Source organism: Aliiglaciecola sp. (assembly GCF_039982535.1).
Taxonomy (GTDB): Bacteria; Pseudomonadota; Gammaproteobacteria; order Enterobacterales; family Alteromonadaceae; genus Aliiglaciecola.
In genome coordinates, this window is the sequence record NZ_JBDWYG010000075.1 from 110,714 (window position 1) to 127,696 (window position 16,983).

General features: G+C 42.0%; 12 protein-coding genes. 5 read left to right on the top strand and 7 right to left on the bottom strand.

Annotated features, from left to right (window positions below; genetic code table 11):
* Positions 1 to 30 precede the first annotated feature (30 nt).
* The 7 genes from ABJV04_RS20210 to ABJV04_RS20240 all read right to left on the bottom strand — a co-directional run bounded on the left by ABJV04_RS20210 (position 31) and on the right by ABJV04_RS20240 (position 9,207).
* On the bottom strand, positions 31 to 1,557 hold the full coding sequence (locus ABJV04_RS20210; RefSeq protein WP_348493428.1) for an aldehyde dehydrogenase family protein: 1,527 nt from the start codon (positions 1,555 to 1,557) through the stop codon (positions 31 to 33).
* Positions 1,558 to 1,587: 30 nt separating this feature from the next.
* On the bottom strand, positions 1,588 to 2,502 hold the full coding sequence (locus ABJV04_RS20215) for a hypothetical protein (RefSeq protein WP_348493430.1): 915 nt from the start codon (positions 2,500 to 2,502) through the stop codon (positions 1,588 to 1,590).
* Position 2,503: 1 nt separating this feature from the next.
* Complete coding sequence (locus ABJV04_RS20220) at positions 2,504 to 3,250, bottom strand: hypothetical protein (protein WP_348493432.1); 747 nt, start codon at positions 3,248 to 3,250, stop codon at positions 2,504 to 2,506.
* A gap of 8 nt (positions 3,251 to 3,258) precedes the next feature.
* Entirely contained in the window at positions 3,259 to 4,452 is a 1,194-nt protein-coding gene (locus tag ABJV04_RS20225; RefSeq protein WP_348493434.1) for an NAD(P)/FAD-dependent oxidoreductase, read from the bottom strand.
* Between the two features lie 216 nt (positions 4,453 to 4,668).
* Positions 4,669 to 6,822 carry a TonB-dependent receptor gene (locus tag ABJV04_RS20230; protein ID WP_348493435.1) on the bottom strand — a complete coding sequence of 718 codons (2,154 nt, stop codon included), beginning with the start codon at positions 6,820 to 6,822 and terminating at the stop codon, positions 4,669 to 4,671.
* 405 nt (positions 6,823 to 7,227) lie between these two features.
* A complete protein-coding gene (locus ABJV04_RS20235) occupies positions 7,228 to 8,223 on the bottom strand; it encodes a 2Fe-2S iron-sulfur cluster-binding protein (RefSeq protein WP_348493437.1) in 996 nt (331 codons plus the stop codon).
* 33 nt (positions 8,224 to 8,256) lie between these two features.
* Positions 8,257 to 9,207, bottom strand: a complete 951-nt coding sequence (locus tag ABJV04_RS20240; protein ID WP_348493439.1) for a hydroxymethylglutaryl-CoA lyase — start codon at positions 9,205 to 9,207, stop codon at positions 8,257 to 8,259.
* Between the two features lie 310 nt (positions 9,208 to 9,517).
* On the opposite strand from ABJV04_RS20240, the gene ABJV04_RS20245 reads away from it, so the two are divergent.
* From ABJV04_RS20245 to ABJV04_RS20265, 5 genes are all read left to right on the top strand, one after another.
* Positions 9,518 to 11,098, top strand: coding sequence for an FAD-binding oxidoreductase (locus ABJV04_RS20245; RefSeq protein WP_348493441.1), 1,581 nt, complete (start codon positions 9,518 to 9,520; stop codon positions 11,096 to 11,098).
* Between the two features lie 49 nt (positions 11,099 to 11,147).
* The gene (locus ABJV04_RS20250; RefSeq protein WP_348493442.1) at positions 11,148 to 11,975 is read left to right on the top strand and encodes an aldo/keto reductase; all 828 of its coding nucleotides are present in this window, start codon (positions 11,148 to 11,150) and stop codon (positions 11,973 to 11,975) included.
* A 35-nt stretch (positions 11,976 to 12,010) separates the two neighbouring features.
* Complete coding sequence (locus ABJV04_RS20255; RefSeq protein ID WP_348493444.1) at positions 12,011 to 13,231, top strand: MFS transporter; 1,221 nt, start codon at positions 12,011 to 12,013, stop codon at positions 13,229 to 13,231.
* 432 nt (positions 13,232 to 13,663) lie between these two features.
* Positions 13,664 to 16,120 carry a TonB-dependent receptor gene (locus tag ABJV04_RS20260; RefSeq protein WP_348493446.1) on the top strand — a complete coding sequence of 819 codons (2,457 nt, stop codon included), beginning with the start codon at positions 13,664 to 13,666 and terminating at the stop codon, positions 16,118 to 16,120.
* Positions 16,121 to 16,196: 76 nt separating this feature from the next.
* Entirely contained in the window at positions 16,197 to 16,964 is a 768-nt protein-coding gene (locus tag ABJV04_RS20265) for a hypothetical protein (RefSeq protein ID WP_348493447.1), read from the top strand.
* Positions 16,965 to 16,983 lie beyond the last annotated feature (19 nt).

The following is a 16,983-nucleotide window of genomic DNA, read 5'->3' on the forward strand; positions in this document are numbered from 1 at the left end:
TTTTTTATTGTTTAGCTATTCAGAACAAACTTATAACACCGCGCAGATGGTTTTCCATTCTAGGTAATTATCCATAGCTTGCTTACCACTATCACGACCATAACCTGAACTTTTCATGCCACCAATGGGCATAGCGGGGTCAAACATCGAATGGGTATTAATCCACACAGTTCCCGCCTCAATTTGGCGAGATAGGCGATGGGCATTGGATAAGTTTTCAGTCCAAACACTGGCCGCTAACCCGTATTCGTTGTCATTACTCCACTGCAAGGCTTCGTTAATGTCATCATAAGGTTCTGCCACAATGACCGGACCAAAGACTTCTTGGCAATGGATTGGGCTGGTCGTTTTTGTGCCTGTTACCACTGTAGGTTGAATAAATGTCCCTGCACTACCAAAACGCTCCCCACCGGTTAAAATAGTTGCACCTTCGGCTTTAGCACCTTTAATGTAGGCTTCAATTTTTTCCCCTTGTTGGGAAGAAACCACAGGCCCCATTTGGGTATCTTGGTTTAACCCATGACCGACTTTCAAGCCTGCACCATAGGCTGCAATACCTTCAACAACTTCATCAAAAATTGAGCGATGAATATAGGTACGTGAATTGGCCACACAAACTTGACCGCCATTGAAAAAGATACCGTTGGCAATCCCTGGAATCGCTAAGTTCAAATCAGCATCAGGAAGTACAATGGCTGGCGATTTCCCGCCAAGTTCCAAGGTAACTCGGGTTAAGTTTTGTTTACTGGCTTCAACAATGGCACGGCCGGTAGCCGTAGAACCTGTAAAGGCAACCTTATTAACACCAGGATGACTAGCTAACACACTACCGCATTTGGCACCGTCTCCGGTAACAACATTCAACACACCTGGCGGTACACCCGCCTCACTAATTAACTCAGCTAAGCGCAGCGCGGTAAGCGAGGTCAATTCTGCCGGTTTATGCACTATGCTACAGCCAGCGGCAAGAGCGGGAGCAAGTTTCATGGCAGTTAAAATTAACGGCGAGTTCCACGGGGTAATAGCCGCCACAACGCCCACAGGTTCACGAACAGTCCACGCATGAACTTGTTTGCCTTCAGGTTGATAATTGACTGAAGGATTCAAGGTATTACCATCTAAGGTAAGGGCTTGTCCGGCGAAAAAGCGAAATTGTCCAGCCACTGCAGGTATTTCTGCCCAACGCGCCACAAACCAAGGTTTACCTTGATCAAGTACTTCCAATTCGCACAATTCGTCCATATGTTGATCTACAAGATCAGCCACACGGTTTAAAATTATGCCGCGCTCCATGGGTGTCATGGTTGCCCAAGGGCCTTTTAATGCTTGTTGCGCAGCGGCGACGGCATTATCCACATCAGCCTTATTTGCATTGGCGATACGCGCGATAACCTTGCCCGTAGCAGGGTCACAAGTTTCCATATACTGACCACTTTGGGGAGCGCAATACTCACCGTTAATGAACAGTTGTTTGTCAGGTGTTGCTGCAAGCAAATCGCGTACGGCTTGGGTTTGTGGTTCTGGGATCACGCCGTCGTTTAATATTGCATTAGTCATAAAAGGCTCCTTATTGGATGTCAGTGTGACTTATATTTGGCCAGGAATATGATGTGCTTGCTGATGCTCTAAGTACCAATCAGCAATCTCTTCACGGGTTGTCCACCACACATCAGGTAAGGTTTTTGCGTATTCAATAAATTCACGAATCGCTCTAATCCGATAGGCTCGTCCAGTAACATGGGGATGCAAACCAACGTTCATAATACGCGCCTGAGTTTCACCTTCTTTGTACAGCACATTCAATTCTTCAATCAAAATATCACGGTACTCATCAGTCGTGTGGCCACGTCGGGTGATAATAGTGAAATCGTTGATTTCATTTGAATAAGGGACAGACACTATGGGGCCATTATCAGTGCGGATCATAAAGGGCTGATCATCATTCATAATGTCGCAGTAAAACTTGTAACCTTCTTTGGCAAGAATCGCTGGTGTATTAAGGGTACCGCGCAACGATGATGACAACCATCCTACTGGACGACGGCCAACATATTCTTCGAACATATTGATTGAACGGGAAATAACTTCTTGTTCTTTTTCTGGTTCGTGGGCGAAGTTAGTAAGTAATTCACCTTGTTCGTAGTTGTGGGTAATCAATTCCCACCCGCGATCAAGACAGGCTTGTACCATGGCACCACGACGTTCGAAGGTGACCGCATTAGTGGTACAACTGGCTTTCACTTTAAGCTCATCAAATAACTCGTATAAACGCCAAATACCTACACGCTGACCGTATTCGCGCCAAGTATAGTTAGGGAAGTCCGGTGTATTTCCCGGAAGTGTGTCCGGTAATACCGCAGGGCCACCAGCATAATAAGGTTCGTCGGTGTCTTTGGTCAGATCCCAAGTTTCAAGATTGAACGTAAGAATTAACGCTACTTTTTTGCCATCGGGCCACTTTAATTGGCCACGTTCGCTAATGGGGACGTAATCATATTCCATTTTAAAATTCCTCTAACAATCGACCAAAACCACTGACTTTATCTGTGATTCCGTAGGTACGTAATGCGTGCCAATAAGTCGCCGTATTAATTGCGATGACAGGTTTGCCCAGCTCTAGCTCTAATTTCGGAGCAAGGCTTGCCATACATAGGTTAGTTCCTACCTGTACGATGGCATCAACGTCGTCACCATTTAATTTAGCTACAGTTTCGCGGGTCAATGAAAAAGGCGTTTCCGCAATACTTAACCAACTTGGTCTTTCTAATGGAATATCACGCACAGTTTCAAATCCGTGGTCACTTAAATAGTGGGCAACTTCTGCATTTGCTACCGGAAAGTAAGGTGATAAGAAGGCAACTTTTTTAATGCCACCTATGGCGTTCATGGCAGCAACCACTGACTCTGACCCCATTGATATTCTTAGGCCAGAAAATGATTCGATACGATTTTTCCAGGCTTCCGCACCTTTAGCTCCACCGTAAAAAGTTACCGCTGACATACCCATCACTAGGTAGTCTGGCGCACAAGTAAGCACGCCTCTAACGGCTTCTTCTGTACCTTGGTCAATCAAGTTGGTACCGGCCATAAAACTTTCATTGGAAACCGCATTGGCGTTTTCGATTACGATACGGCTGTAATGATTGGTCACCCCAGCTGGGCGCATATCATCAAATTCAGGTTGTACTATGGTGTTTGTTGAGGGACCTAACACACCAAATTTAGCTCGATATCCGAGTGCGTCTTTCATAATTTTTCCTATTTGATTTTGTTAGCTTCTTCAAGGCTAGTAAACATGGCTTGTCGTCTAAGAAACGCTAAACGTTTTTCGTCATCATTACAGATATCGTGCATTTCTTGTAAACGCATGGCGTGGTTTTCTTCTGGGCTATGCTCTAACAGTTTCTTGTTCTGCATGGTTTGCGCCTGAATAAAACTATGAGTAACTGGACGACGTTGGGCGTCATACAGCTCAAAGTTTGCATCATCATGACCTTCGGTAAGGTTTAGCTTGATTTTATCCGCTAAATTCCAGCCGTCATGGATCCCGCTGTTCATGCCAAAACCACCTAGGGGGTTGTTCATATGACATGCATCTCCCACTAAACAGACTCGACCATGGTTAAACTTCTTAGCAACGCGCTGGTGAACCCGATAAATAGTTCTGTGTTCAGTTTCCACGTCTTCACGACCTATCAGATCACGGAATACTTGGTTTTTCTTCTCATCGGATAGCAGATAATCGTCAGGTTGATCTTCACTAGCAGGCACCAAAATACGCCATACACTTGGCACTCGAAGCAGTACCATCCATTCTTTGGGATCAGATACATAACTCACGTAAGCAAGGTTGTCGATGTAGTCTTTTAGCTCAACTTTGGTTGATAAGGTTAAGAATTTTTCAGGATAGGTAAAACCTTCAAATTCAACACCTAACCATTTACGAATAATGGAGTTACCACCGTCTGCTGCGACCAAATATTTGGCTTTCACTTTTTCGATAGCAAAAGGGCCTTCAAGGGCAACTTCAACGCCATCTTCGGTCTGTTCAAAATGAACCACTCGGTGACTAAATTTCACTTCTGCTTTTGGATGATTATTTAACTTTTCGGCAACCATGCTAGCTAATACATGCTGTTCACATTGTAAGCGATAGGGAAATTTCTCTTTGCCCTCTAGTTCCGATAGATCAAACTCAACAACTTCACCAGTTGCACGTTCGCGGAAATGATATATCGGCGCTTTTAAGCCTCGTTCAATTAATTCATCAGCCATGCCTAATTCATCTAGCATTTCTAATGTGGGTGGATGAAACGTTGAAGCACGCAAATCAACTGCGCAATTTGGACCTGCTTCACATAACATGACATCAAACCCCATACTCGCAAGTCGATAAGCAGTAACGGTTCCCACTGGTCCTGCACCTGCCACAATGATTTGTGTTGATTTCATAGTAACTTAACCTTATTTAATAAGTGAGTATTCACTTTCTTTTATTAGTTGCTTACCAGTTAACAATCGTTGTTTAACTCTAAGCAAAAAACCTCATTATTTTCAGTTCATATCTGACTCATAATGATTGATAGGAATCTGAAGATTGTCCTATCACTTCCCATTCAAACTTCCATATAGCATTCAATCTTGCCCCTTCGACGCTGATGCACGGCCTTACATTTCATAAGATAAGCTAAGGCGCCAAGTCATTGGATCAGCCATAAAACGCGGCTGAATCAAGCTAAAACCAAAACCGGTAAATGCTTGCTTTTCGTTACCTAGGTTTTTACCTGACAAAGTGACTTTCCAGCGTTCATAGGCATAAGAGGCGTAAGCATCAATTAATGTCACAGGCTCGATATGACCAATATCAGAGTTGTCAGCGGTCGAATAGAAATCATCGCGATGATTCAGGTTGGTACCCAAACTTAGGGTTCCGTCACCAATATCTCTGGTGTAATCCAAACCAGCAGCATATTGAAACTCAAAGACGTTGGTCATTCTATTGCCGACTAAACCACCATTAGACGCAACGCCATTGACGTTGACCGAGGTATATTCACTATCTTGTGAAACACCGTTAGCCCAGAAATTTAAATTGGCGGTTAAACGCACATATAGTTCGACTTCGATACCTTTATGCTCGGCATCGTAGTTTTCAGTAATAAATGATCCCAATTCGTCAACAGACTGTTGTTGCAGACTTGAATATTCATTGAAAAATCCAGCGACATTAATTCGCAAGCGGTTATTTAACCATTCACTTTTCATACCTGCTTCATAGGCGTCCATCACTTGCATATCAAAAGGAGTATCTAGTCCTTCAGCAGTGGCAGCCAAGCTGTTATACCCCCCAGCTTTAAAACCTTCGGTAAAGCTTGTGTATAAAAGTAAATCGTCATTAGCCTGATAGTTGAAAGCAACTTTGGGGGTGAACTTTTTAAATGAGTCTTGACGCGCTACTGGTGTTGTCTCAAGGGTGGCATCGAGTTCTTTATCGTCGCGAGTGTAACGGGCCCCTAGGGTTAAACCCAACTTGTCAGTAAGACCAATGGTGACCTGTCCGAAGGCTGCATAGCTCTTAGTATCAATGTTAAAATTACCATATGAAGGTGCAAAAAATATTTCGGAGTTGACGGTTTGCTCCCCCGACTCATTAAAGTAATACAAACCAGCGATATAGCTAACCTTGTTATCAAAAGCTTCACCTTGCAATTGTACTTCTTGGCTAACACTATCTTGGTCACTTGTAGAGTTGCGGCTAAACAGTTCTGCATAGCCGTCAATTGGAATACCTAATAGAGAATAAGCTACACCACCACTAAAACCAGTTGCCCAGTCATTTTTCAATTTCGACCAGGAGGTAATCGAAAACAGTCTCATGGAGTCATTGATTTCTTTGGTTAAGTGTAAGCTAGTGCCGTATTGCTTATCGTCGGTATAAGATTCGAAAGGTGACAACACAGTATCAAATTCACCCGAGGTAAAGGTTAGCTGATCATATTCGTTATCTGATTGAAGGGGATCAAGTGCCGATGCATGCAAGCCATCACTTTCATAATCAGTATAAAATAATTTCCAGCGGGCAGTAAAAGTATCACCTTCATAATACAAATCACTTTGGAAACCTGCATAATCTTCCTCGCCAACGTCTTTGTCTAAACTGGCGTTATACTGACGACCACCATCCCGTTTACGGATCATGCCAGTAATGCCGCCTCGCAGACGTTCATCATCATTCAAGGGACCACTTACCGTAAACTTATCGTATCTTTCATTCCAACTACCTATTCCAACTTCATTTTTAAAGCGAAATAAATCATCGGGTACACGAGAAATAATTTTCAACGCCCCTGCGGAGCTATTTCGGCCGTACAAGGTTCCTTGGGGACCGCGTAGAACTTCAATGCGTTCTAGATCTAATGACTCAATAAAAGAGGCTGCAGAACGAGGCTGATAAACGTCATCAACATAGATGCCAACTTCGGGTTCAGAGGTAATAAGTGCACCATCAGTTACTCCACCACCTCGAATAAATGGCGTGATCCCAGCGCTGCCTCCTGTGACGGGTTTAATCATCACATTTGGCATCACTTGGCTGAGGTCTTTAGTATTATCAATCTGCATTTTTTCAATATCTTCTGGACCAAGTGCAGAAATGGAAACCGGAGAATTTTGTATGCTTTCCGCTTTTCGTTGAGCGGTAACGGTTATCTTCTCAATGGCTAAGTCATCTGAAGTTGTTTGTTGAGCAAATGTTGAACCTGCTGTAACTAGCAAAGAACCTGCTGCTAAACTTGCGTAAAATTTTTTCTCAGTTTTTTTCATACTTATTTCTCCGACCTGTTTTTTATAATTCGCCATTTAAGAGTGTTAGCTTTTAATTTGGTTGGTTGAAAATCTTGTCTAACTGTTGTTTAAGCGCTCCCCTCATCTCAGTATTTCTGCAGATTGTAAGCGCCTGTTTTTGTGTGTTTTCTAAAATGATTGAAGCAAAAATTAGTCAACTATCACTGATTCAATCTATCTGCATCTAACAAACTTCACTATGACATTTGTCAATATCTGCTCACTAAATTAATGAATATTTAGCGCTCAAAATCGCAATTCAACTACGCTGTTAACAGCAGATAACTATTGTGTAATCGTGATAAAAATAATTAAGGGAATAAAAATAGGCTTGAAGACTGTCGTAAGCTCGAAGTCATATTTAGACGTACCGACTAAGTAACCTTAGTAGACAGAATTGCTAAAACTTCCTTGGGAAAAGTAATTTTGAGGATCAAACTTATGTAGCAGCAGTTTTTTTCGAAGTTGCTCTAAGCAACGTTCAGGTCCACAAGCGTACACCTGCACTTTGGTGAGGTCAGGGTACCTATTTAAAATAATATCCTGAACTCCCCCCAACTGCCCAGATAAAAGAGAACCACTATTGGGTAGGGTTTGAATAAACTCAAACTCATCTATAGCGGTTATTATGTTTTGGTAAAAATCTGCCTCCGTTCGACCTTGCCAGATCAACGTGACGCTGGCGGCTTGCATGTCTTTGGGCAATGCTTCTAGGGTGTCTAACATGGATTGTACAGCTGGGATTTCGCGCTCATAAACTACAATAATTACATGGCGCTGGCTCACATCTCGCAAGAAAAAAGTGCCTTTAGGCCCCTCTAATGTGAGCAGGTCTGCAACCTTCGCCTGTGTAAACCAATACTGATTCATGGGATCATGCTTATCAGCTAATACGTGTAATTCTATTTTTTGCGGCTGGTTTTTATCTTTCAATTTAGTTAAATAATATCGACCTGAACTACCACCAGCCTGGGTTAAATCGACATATTGGCCGGCCAGGAAGGTAAACCTAACAATTAACGGTAACTGCAATGTTACTTTGAGTACAGCTGGGCTGATGAATTCCAGAGCATCGATAGCGCAAGGAATGGAACAGACTTTTGGCACTGTCACTTGTTGCAGAGAGCCCGCATCAATTTGAATATCACTAACCGCCGTATGACAACAAGTTAATATCCAATTGTCGTCTATTTCTTGTTGTGACAACTGCTGAGAACGATAAGCGTGAGACTTTCCTGATTGTAATTTCACTTTACAAAAACCACAGCGGCCAGAACGGCAGCTATGGTTGATGGGGTAACCAGCTTCAATACTGGCATCAAGGATGGTTTGACCGCTTTTTTGCTGAAAGATAATTCCGTTTTGAGTGCTAATTTTCATGCTTAAAATTGCCCTTAAAACAGGACTTCGCAATTACGTAGTTTGCGACGTCGCCATTTCAAAACCTTTTGGTAAACCTGCATCTGGGGTGAACCCGTATAATTCAACTTCAATAGGTAAACTGTCACGAAGGATCTGCCTAGCTAATAACAAACGTTGGTAGTTAACCCCAGTTTTCAGCCCCATACCTTCCAGTAAAAAGACCAAGTCTTCGGTAATGATATTGCCTGAAGCGCCCGGTGCAAATGGACAGCCACCAATACCAGCCATTGAAGAATCAATTGTTTTTAAACCAACTTCAAGGGCAGTCATCACATTAGCTAGGCCTTGCCCACGGGTATTATGGAGATGTATTCCGGTAAGTTTATCTTTTCCAACGATATCCCAAATTCCCAAAGTTAGACGTTTAACTTGAGTGGGAGTACCAAAACCAGTGGTATCTGAAAGGCCAACTTCATCGCAGCCAGCTTCAACTAACTTTTCTGCCATTTCAAATACTTTGGACTCAGGTACATTTCCCTCTAAAGTACAGCCAAAAGCAGTAGATAAACCACCTTCCAAAATAATTTTATGGGAGTTATCAGACTGATCAATAAGCTCACGTATTTTTACCACTTCGTCAATAACTTGAGCGTGAGTACGACGCACATTTTTCAAGCTGTGAGTCTCTGAGACGGAAAGAGGAATTGTGATCTTATGAGCACCAGCTTTTACCGCGTTCTGTGCACCACGAAAATTAGGTACTAAAACCGCTACATTTAAATTAGGAATTGTGCGAGCGTGTTCAACTATCTCGGCAGTATCTGCTAATTGCGGAAGTACGCTGGCAGGTACAAATGAACCCACCTCAATTTCAGGAAGCCCAGCTGCAGCTAACGCGCTGATCCAACGTTTTTTGTCAGCCGTGGACATAATCGGCTTAATACTTTGCAATCCATCTCGTGGGCCAACTTCACTAATTTCGACATCAATCTCTGTCTTCATATACTGCCACCGTAAAAATAAAGATATAAATATATAACATTCGATCTTTTACTTCAACAGTGACGAAGCTGTATCAATAAGCGAATAACACTGAACTATGCTCCACAATCCATACCTAAGCCATGATCCAAGGTAAACTCACTTTCTTTTCTGGGAATAACTTCAGGACATATTGCATCAATGTTATAATAATAGTACATTATAAAATATTAGAGTAATTCGGGACGTCTGAAATAGTGCATATTTGCGAACCGAAACCAGCTTCAATCGCTGCAGTTTAAGTGTAGCCAATAAGATTTATGGAGTGTGTGTGAATACTAAAAGTGATGCATCAATTGTTTTAGAAACGTTGGCCACCATAGTCGGCCAAGAATATGTATTAACAGATGCTGATTCGTGCAGTCTATATGCACAAGATGTCTTTACCAAAGACAAACCGGCACTCGCCGTTGTGCAACCAAGTTCAACTCTCGAACTATCTGAAGTTGTAAAAACGGCCACTGCTCACAAGTATATTACGATACCTCGTGGTGGCGGTATGTCATACACCAGTGGATATGTGCCGCAACAAGACAACTCGATCATAATTGACATGAGCAGAATGTCGAAAATAGTTGAAATTAATGAACAAGATATGTACGTCACTGTGGAATGTGGCTGCTCTTGGAAGTCTCTGTACGAAGCCCTTAAAGACACCGGATTACGCACTCCATGTTGGGGCACGTTATCAGGAATTTATGCCACTATCGGTGGTGGTTTATCGCAAAACGGTATGTTTTGGGGCTCTGGACAATTCGGCGCAATCGCGGACTCTGTTATCAGTGTGGAAGTAGTTCTAGCAGATGGTTCTATTTTAGAAACTGGCTCTGCTGCACAAATTAATGGCACACCGTTTTTCCGTCATTTCGGACCAGATTTAACTGGTGTTTTCATTGGCGATACTGGCTCACTAGGCTTTAAAGCCCGCGCGACCCTAAGATTAATGCCAGAGTTGACTGCCAGAGAATATATCTCCATGGACTTCAAAACCTCTGATGATGCATTAAATACCATGAGCGAAATTTCCCGTCGCGGATTAGCCATGGAGTGTTTCGGTTTTGATCCCTTCTTACAAGCTCAGCGCAAACAACGTGAAAGCCTAGCATCTGATGCCAAAGCCTTAGTCGGTTTTATGAAATCAGCGGGTTCCATCGGTCAAGCCATTAAACAAGGCTCAAAGATTGCCTTTGCTGGCCGTGGTTTTATGGATGATGTTGATTTCTCGATTCATGCATTTATAGAGGAACGTTCTGCCCATGGAGCTAAACAGTGTCTTGAAGATATTCGTGCCATTGTTAAAAAGAACAAGGGCAAAGAAATCGAGAACACTATTCCCAAAATTCTACGTGCGAATCCTTTTGGGCCTGTCAACAATATGGTTGGCCCCAACGGAGAACGTTGGGTACCAGTTCACGGTCAATTCCCCCATTCAAAGGTTATCCCAGCTTTTAATGCCACCGAAGCCATATTTAACAGCCACCGAGACGTTATGGAGCGCATGCAAATTGGAGTGGGATATTTGTTTGCAGTAATTTCAACCAATGCATTTGTGATTGAGCCTGTGTTCTTTTGGCAGGATTGTCTGAATGAGTTGCATGAAAAGAGTGTAGAGTCAGGACACTTTAGTAAATTGAAAAAATTCGATGAAAACCTCGAAGCCAGAGAAACCGTCACCAAAATTAAAAATGAAGTAGCTGCGAAGTTTAGTGAGATGGGCGGCGTACACTTCCAGATTGGTAAAAATTATGCGTACAAAGATGGTATTAAACCCCCAGCATTAGAACTCATTGAACGTATTAAGGAGTGTGTTGATCCTAATCGACTTGTGAACCCTGGCTCCTTAGGATTATAAAGGTCCTATTTATTAGCGTATACGCTTCATCACCTCAAAGGCAGTAATTATGACAAATAGCATTAAAATGTTGGATGGCAATAGCATCCCCAAATTAGGTTTAGGGGTTTGGCAAGCAAGCAACGAACAAGTTGTTGAAGCGATTTCTACTGCCCTTGATGCTGGATATCGCTTAATAGATACAGCCTCTGTTTACGCAAATGAATCTGGCGTAGGTGAAGCACTGAGAGTAAATAAAGTAGCTAGGGAAGACATTTTTGTTACTAGCAAACTTTGGAATAGTGATCAGAATAACGTTCAACAAGCATTAGAAGATAGTTTATCTCGACTGCAATTGGATTATTTAGATTGTTATTTGATTCATTGGCCGGTGCCATCTTTAGGACAATATAGCAAAGCTTGGGAAGAGTTAATTAAAGCGCAGCAAAACGGCTTAGTGAAATCCATCGGCGTTAGTAATTTTTTACCAGAACATATTGAAACATTGATTCAACAAACGGGTGTTACACCAGTTATAAACCAGATTGAAAAACATCCGTTATTTCAGCAAAAAACATTGTCAGATTGGTGTGCTAAACACAATATTTTAGTTCAGGCTTGGAGTCCTTTAGCCCAAGGTGGCCAGGGTATTTTCGAACAACAACAAGTCACGAGCATTGCTAACAAATACCAAAAATCTCCAGCTCAAGTGGTCTTACGCTGGCATCTGCAACGAAACACATTAGTGATCCCCAAATCAATTACAGCAAGTCGAATTATTGAAAATATTCAAGTGTTCGACTTTGAATTAACTGCAGCAGAATTGAAAACCATAGATGATTTAAATAAAGACCAACGACTCGGTCCAGATCCATTGGATTTCGTCGGATTAGATTAAATAACTAAAACACAATGACTAACATTGGAAATATTATGAACAAACATTACCCTTGGATTATCGCTTTTATTGCTTGTATTGCGTTGCTGGTCAGTAACGGCATGAGTATTTCTGGTTTATCAGTTTTTGATGAATCACTACTCGATGAATTTGGCTGGTCACGAGGCTCTCTAAAGTTTAGAGATATGATCACCTTTGCTACTAGTGCACTACTTGCACCTTTTGGTGGCATTATTCTCGATAAAATCGGGGTTAAACGCTCTCTATTATTTGGTTGGTCATTACTGGCAGTGGCTTACACTCTGTATAGTCAAATTGAATCACTGCAAGGTTTATATGTTGTACATGCAATGTTAGGCCTAGTACTCATATTTTGTGGCCTGAACCCTGCTGTTATTCTGGTATCCAATTGGTTTACGAAAAAACGCGGCGCGGCAATAGGAATCGCCTTAGTGGGTACTAGTCTAGGAGGCGTATTATTCCCTCAATATGGGTTATACATGAACGAGCTTTATGGATGGCGTACGGCAATGCAATGGGCCACTCTATTCCCACTTGCGATGCTTTTAATTGTGTTAATTTTTGTTTCAGACAACCCGTCTAAGCGCAACAAAAGTGCCAGCGCCAGTGCGCAACCGGAAACTGTTAGTGCCCCTACTGGTATGGATTATTTTGATGCCATTCGCACCCGCACCTTTTGGGCATTAACCTTAGTGGCGATGACAACTTTTTATACTGTTTTAGGGGTTCAAGCCCACTTATTCCTTTATATGCGTGATCTTGGATTTGAAGCAAGTACCGCCGCCAACGGTATTAGTTTGTTTTTCACTTGTGCGCTTATTGGTAAATTTGTATTTGGCTTTTTAGCTGACCACATTCACTTTAAGAAAGTGTTCTTAGGTAATATCTTAGTGATGCTTAGCGGTTCCCTTTTGCTAGCACTAATGAATAAATCTGTTTTATGGGAAGCAATTATTTTGTTCGGCTTAGGCTGGGGTGGTGTTTACACGACGATTCAATTATCTGCTGTAAACTGTTTTGGTTTAAAGTCGGCAGGTAAAATTCTGGGCACTATCACGGTGTTAGATTGCTTAGGTGGTGGCTTAGGTATCTGGCTTACTGGCGTGTTCTATGGAATGAACTCAAGTTACGATTTAGCTTTTTGGGTATTCTTCGGACTCATTGTCTTAGCCATTCCTTGTATTACTCAAGTTAGAGAAACAGCGTTCACCAAATTAAATAAAAACCCAACCTAGGGTCTAAATACTGCTGAGGCTCTAATCACATAGAGCCTCAAGCACTATTTAACCATTCATAAATAGCAGTTCCGCTTAAACAATATTCTGCCTGTACTTTATACATCTCACCCTTGTTTGGTAAGGCAAATTTCTCTTTCTAGGTCACATTGTTCTATCAATGGGTAACTAATATCCCGCTGAAATTCAGCAAACTGCATACTCCCAATTATTTAGTCAAAAAATAAGCGAATTCCCAATGATTTTTGACATTTGTTAAGGCGGCTAAATTTTATGCTGCTTATGCTGAATAACACATAAGCACATTGTTTGCGAGTGTAGGTTAACCATTAAATGTTACAGAATATTAATAAAAACAATAAATTGGTTTAATTTTTAGCAAAAGTTAATCGCAGTCAAAAAATAGAAACGCATCACATAAAAGGAAAAATCATGAGCAACTCTAAATTACGCAAATACGTGTATATTGCAGGAACTGCATTCGCTTTATCCCCTATAGCCACAACACTAGTCCACGCTCAAGATGCTAACGCAGCAACGGAAGTTAATAATAACTCTCTTGAAAGAATTACTGTTAGTGCGCGTAAAACAGATGAGTCCATTATTGAAGTTCCACTTTCAATTCAGGCATTTACCAGTGCTGACTTGAAAGAAAAAGGCATATCTGACTTAGAAATCCTTGCTAACTTCGCACCTAATTTAGACTTCCAAAATGTGGGTAACTCCCAGCCAGGTCGATTTAACCCTGGTATTCGATTTAGAGGAATGGATATCGCCATTACCACGCCAACCACGCAAACCGGTGGTTTTTTAGTTGATGGAATAGCCATGCTTGGGGGCTCAAGCTCAGTTTCATTCAGCGACATATCTCAAGTGGAAGTAATACGTGGACCCCAACCGGTATACTTTGGCCGAGGTACCTTTGGTGGCGCAATTAACTACACTACAGTTACTCCAACCAGTGACTTCAGCGGTGGTGTTTCCGCTTCCTACAGCCCCACTTTTGGTAGCCAAGAGTTGGAAGGTTATGTGGAAGGTGAAATTGTTGAAAACATCAATGCCAGACTGACTGCTTTTACACGTACTCAAGGTGCTCCTTTCACCGCGAATGACGGCGGTGAGTTAGGTGAAGAAAACACCACTGGGGTTTCGTTAATTGTTTCTTTCACACCGACTGAAGATCTCAGTATTAAAACCCGTTTTGCTTATTCAGAAGACGACGATGGTGCGACAAGTTCAACATTTATACCTTTCACTACCTATAACAATGTGTCTGCAGGTGATGGGATCACTATTCCAACTAACAACGGTACGCAGGATGTGACATTTACTCAGCCTTGGCTTATTGGATCATTACCTACCATAGATATTAGCAACAACGCGACCTTTTATGATGTTGCTGTTAGTGGACAAGACATCATTGCTGATGGCACATATAGCACGGAACAATTATTAAACCTACGACCCGATTCGGGTGACACACCTAGTTTGAATAAAATTGGATTAGCCGGAGAGCTAGTGTCTTTTTCAATGGAAGCTGAATACGTGGTATCCGACGACTATACCTTGTCAGTTTTGGCGGGCTACAACAAAAGAGATACTACGCAAATTCGCGACAGTGACCAAACAGACAGTAAAGCTTGGATTACTGCGACTTGGTTAGAGTTAGAGTCTTGGTCCGCAGAAGCACGTTACACCTTTGATGATGCAGGAAAGTTACGCTGGATGGTTGGCGTAAGCACCTCTGAAATTGATCAAATGGGTGACGTAGATGGCGGCTGGAGTGTATTTGACGGTATATTTGGTGGTCTACAACTTGGTTATGGCACTAGCTCAATTGATGCAGCTAACGTTGCATCAACAGGAATATTTGGCGCTATAGAATATGACTTTTCTGACCAATTCACGGCTGTTTTTGAAGGGCGCTATCAAGAAGATACCACTATCACTCGTGGTGGATTTACTGAAGCGACATTGACGGATCCTGTAGAACAAGACTATGACGCATTTTTACCGCGTGTGAGCTTACAATACAAACCTAATGCAGATACCAATCTATTCTTAACATACTCAGAGGCGCTCCTTCCTGGTTCATACAATGCTCAGCTTGATGCTATTGATCAAGATGATGCTGCAGCTTTCTTAGCACAAAATCCCAATGTGCAAAAAACCACTGGCGAAGAGAGTCTTAACAGCTATGAACTTGGTTTGAAACAATCTGTTTTTGACGGTAGCGTTTGGTACTCATTGGTTGCATTTTATCAAGAATGGGAAGCTATGAAATCCTCTGGTTTATATGCATTCTTTGGTGAAAGTACAGGCACACCTTATTTCTTGAACCCGACAATGGAAGGATCAAGTATACAGCAGGGTATTGAAGCTGAAGGTCGCTGGCAAATTAACCAAAATCTAAATATGCAATTCGCCTATGGTTATACAGAGTCTGAGTATGATAGATACGACAGCAACTCGTTCCGCACAGTATTAGGCTTGCCATACGGAACATTTTTAGCGGCTGATGGCAATACCCTACCTCGTTCACCAAAACACAGTGGTGCTATTGGCATGAGTTGGAAAGATACATTAAACAGCGAATGGGATTATTCCGCACGTGCAGATCTAACCTACAGAGGCAAAACCTACACTGATGAGCTTAACCTAACCACAATCGATTCATATTCGTTATTGAGCCTTAGTTTGGGTTTCCAACATGAAAGCGGAATCGATGTAGAGTTGTACTGTAGAAACTGTACTGACGAAGATGGTTGGGCTACTGGGCGTCGTAACACTGACTTTAGTGCTATACCAAACTTTTTTGCATCACAAGGTGCGGTAGTTGACCCGATTATGCCAAGAGAATTTGGTGTAAAAGTCGCTTACGCGTTTTAACTAGCACAAAACAAATGAAAGGCGCCTATGGGGCGCCTTTTTTATTGCTGTATTCAACACACTAATTGGACTAATTATGATATTAAATTTAATTCGACTATTGCCCCTAAATTTACCTTTGAAAAACTCAACTAACAGTTTTTTTGGACTTTCCATTTCTGCATTACTGCCATGTTTAGTCATCGCTATAACCTCAACTTCAAGCGTTGCAGAAAACTTAAAATCGGTGCCATTTTGGGCAGCGCAACAAGGTCATTGGCTTAGCGAAAATACCTATATGGATGGTCAATACAATAGCAAAATAGCCCATTACGGCACGCTATTCTCAATTGATGTAGGGCAAAACAAGGCCATAATAACGGAACGTAAATTTTATCCTCCGGGTCATTTTCCAGCCAGCGCTGTAGGGCTTGAAATACCAGACTCAATGGGTGTTCAACTCATTCAAGTTAGCAAAGCGCAATCTGAAAATAGCCAACAGCATCCAGGTAGTGTGATCTTTGCTCCATTAAACGCTTATATGGCAACTACAGAAGATAAATTACAACCTGTTACTGAAAGTAGTGCACTTTATACCTCCATAAATAAGGAGTCCAAACAGCCAACTTACCAAATGCTCATCACTCTACCGAATCCCAATACACGCATTGTGGTTAATTTAGGCTTGAACAAAGCAGAAGATGTTTATGAGTTAGGGCCATTGCGAGGTGTTTCAGTATTTTCAGCCGTGCGCATCCAAGCTACTGAGATTGAAAAGCAGCAGCAGGTGCTGCGTGAGCGCTACAATACTGGGGTGGTTGTAACAACAGATGAGAAGGGCAAGTTTATGACTAAGTGGCTGTAGACTCCACAATCAATTGAAA